Source organism: Clavibacter lycopersici, from assembly GCF_003576405.1.
Classification (GTDB): domain Bacteria; phylum Actinomycetota; class Actinomycetes; order Actinomycetales; family Microbacteriaceae; genus Clavibacter; species Clavibacter lycopersici.
The window spans coordinates 1-3,051 of sequence record NZ_QWGT01000289.1 but is presented as its reverse complement, the minus strand read 5'-3'; the positions used below and the strand labels follow the sequence as shown (position 1 = coordinate 3,051).

Here is a 3,051-nt window from a genome sequence, read left to right as displayed (position 1 = left end):
GGTGGAGACGACCGCTCCGGCCCTCGCCACGAGCGACCCGGGCGCGCCCGCGCCGGCGGCGCCCCGCGCCCCGGTCGGCTGACAGGCGTCCGGACAGACGAGAGGCCCCGTCCTGGTGGACGGGGCCTCTCGTCTGCCGGACGGATCCGGACCCTCGACGAGCGTGGGACATGCGACGCGATGGTGGAGATGCGGGGAATCGAACCCCGGTCCACTGCTGTAATCCTGCGCCTTCTACGGGTGTAGCCAGGAAAGGCGTCCTGCTCGGCCCCGGAACTTGCTCCTGGCATCTGATCCGACGGGCCCAGCCTCAGTTCGAGTCCCGCGCGGCCCTGAGGCACGACCGCGCAGCGAGCTCCCTTTTCTGACGCCGACTTACCGGTTAGAGAGCATCCCCGGGTCGACGGTCCTGTTAGTGCGCTCGCTTAGGCAGCGAGAGCGAAGGACGACTGCTTGTTATTGGCAGTTGTATTGTGCAGAGAGCGTTTACGAGATAGCCCTGCATCCTCGACCCGCTTCTCGCAGTCATTCAGGCAATGTCGAAACCGATCATCCCCATGAACGGCAGAGCGCCTCGAGAGGCACCCGAGCCGGGTCGCATGTTCCACGCTGTCGAGTTGTCAATCGCCGATCGCGTATTCCGCGACCAGCCCTCCATGTTACCCGACCGGTGCCGTACGCACCACCGGGAGGAGCGGGTCCTACTCGCCGAGGCGGCGGTGGGACGACATCGCCCGGTCCGCCTCGCGCTTGTCCTGGCGCTCGCGGAGCGTCTGGCGCTTGTCGTACTCCTTCTTGCCCTTCGCGATCGCGAGCTCGACCTTGGCCCGGCCGTCGACGAAGTAGAGCTGCAGCGGGACGACCGTGTAGCCGCCCTCCTTGACCTTGGAGTGGATCTTGAGGATCTGGTCCTTGTGCAGGAGGAGCTTGCGCTTGCGGCGCACCGGGTGGTTGTTCCAGGTGCCCTGGTTGTACTCCGGGATGTGCACCGCGTCGAGCCACGCCTCGCCCGCGTCGACGAACGCGTAGCCGTCGACGAGCGAGGCCCGCCCCTGCCGTAGCGACTTGACCTCGGTGCCCGTGAGCACGAGGCCCGCCTCGTAGGTCGACTCGATGGTGTAGTCGTGGCGCGCCTTGCGGTTGGTCGCCACCACCTTCTCGCCACGTTCCCTGGGCACGGTGGTCTCCTCGATGGTGCGGGGTGGATCCGCCCGGTATCGGGCAGCCCATCAGCCTACCGGAGGATCAGATCCGCAGGTAGCGGCTGATCGCGAAGTTGGCCGAGACCGCCGCGAGCACCACGCCGACGCCCAGGAGGATCGGCACCACGAGCAGCGCGTCGTCCATGTTCACCAGGGATATCGATGTGAGCCTCGTGCTCAGGAAGCCCTGCACGAAGAACTTGACGAGCCCGATCGTCGCCGCGCTGGCGAGCACCGACCCGATGAGCGCCGCGAACACGCCCTCGAGGATGAACGGGGTCTGGATGAAGCGGTTCGACGCCCCGACCAGCCTCATGATGCCCAGCTCCCGTCTCCGCGAGAACGCGGACAGCCGGATCGTGGTGGCGATGAGGAGAGCGGCGGCCACGAGCATCAGCCCCGCGATCCCCACGGCCGTGAGGCTGGCTGCGTTGAGGATCGAGAAGATCTGGTCGAGGTACTGCCGTTGGTCCGTCACGTTCTCGACGCCGGCGAGCCCGGAGAGGCTGTCGCTGAGGATGTCGGACTTCGACGGGTCCTTGAGGTTCACCCAGAACGCCTCGTTGAGGAACTCCGGCTGCACGAGCTCCGTGACGGGATCGCCCTTGAACTGCTCCTGGAAGTTCTTGTACGCGGTGTCCTGGTCTTCGAAGTAGTACCTGTCGATGAACGGCGCGAGCGTGTCGCTGTCGAGCTGCTGCTTGACCGCGTCGATCTGCTCCTGGGTGGCCTTGCCGTTGACGCAGGTCTCGCTCGGCACCGACGTGTCGGTGCAGAAGTCGATCGCGACCTGGGCGCGGTCGTACCAGTAGTTCTTCATCTGGCCGATCTGCATCTGCAGCAGCACGGCGGCGCCCACGAACGTGAGCGAGATGAAGGTGACGAGCACGACCGAGACGACCATGCTGACGTTCCGACGGAGGCCGTGGCCCACCTCGGAGAGGACGAGTCCGATTCTCATCGCGTGGGCCCCACATCCTGTGCACCGGTGTCGTCCGGCTGCTCGCCTCGGGCGCGGAGGCCCAGCTTCTCGGCCAGGCCGAGCTCGGCGAGCTCGGCGTCGTCGCGTCCGTCGGCGGGCGCGGATCCGGCCTCGCCGTCGGACAGGTCGGGCAGGCGGATGACGCCGGTGCCCTCGGGGAGCCTGCGGATGGATCCCGTGCTCGGGGCCGCGGGGGCCGCTCCCCCGCCGTTGCGCCTGCTCGGCGGGGTGGGCGGCGCCGGTGGGGCGTCGTCGACCGCGGCAGGGGCGGGCTCGGGAGCGGGCTCGGGGGCGGGGGCGGGCTCGGGCTGACGCACGGCCGGGAATGTCCCGGACGGGGCCTGCTCGACGGACTCGGTGCGCTCGGGCTGCGCGGGACGCTCGGACTCCGCGGGACGCTCGGACTCCGCGGGACGCTCGGACTCCGCGGGGCGCTCGGGGACGGGATCCACGCGCGCGGCCTCGGCGAAGGCCGACGGCGCGTACGCCCGTGCCCCGTCGCGATCCGCACGGGGCGCCGCGTCATCGTGCCTCGGCTCGGGTCTGCGGAGGGCGTCCGCGGCGGGGACGATCGGCGCGGCCTCGGGCGCCGGCTCGCGCGACGCGGCGGGCGCGGAGACCCGAGCCGGGACATCCGCCGCGGGCTTCCTCTCCGCGTCCTTCGACGCGTCCTTCGGCGCCTTCCTCGCGGCCTTGGCGGCGGCAGCCTCGCGGGCCGCCTCCTCCTTGGCGCGTGCCTTCTCGTCCGCGCGACGCTGCTTGTCGCGTCGCGCATTCTCGCGGCGCTCGGCGGCGGTCGTGGGCTCCGCGGGAGCGGACGGGCGCGTGGGCGCCGGGAGCGGCGCGGCCGGCACGAACACGGGCGTG

General features: G+C 70.1%; 2 protein-coding genes, 1 other RNA gene and 1 pseudogene. All 4 read right to left on the bottom strand.

Annotation, left to right across the window (positions count from 1 at the left end):
• Window positions 1-181: 181 nt before the first annotated feature.
• Window positions 182-557, bottom strand: a transfer-messenger RNA (tmRNA) gene (ssrA, locus tag DZG00_RS14030).
• A 144-nt stretch (window positions 558-701) separates the two neighbouring features.
• Window positions 702-1,178: an SsrA-binding protein SmpB gene (gene smpB / locus DZG00_RS14025; protein WP_119383102.1), complete on the bottom strand. Its 477-nt coding sequence runs from the start codon at window positions 1,176-1,178 to the stop codon at window positions 702-704.
• 67 nt (window positions 1,179-1,245) lie between these two features.
• Complete coding sequence (gene ftsX / locus DZG00_RS14020; protein ID WP_119383101.1) at window positions 1,246-2,163, bottom strand: permease-like cell division protein FtsX; 918 nt, start codon at window positions 2,161-2,163, stop codon at window positions 1,246-1,248.
• A pseudogene (locus DZG00_RS14015) lies at window positions 2,160-3,051 on the bottom strand (cell division ATP-binding protein FtsE); the annotation flags it as partial. The pseudogene DZG00_RS14015 and the gene ftsX, both read right to left, overlap by 4 nt.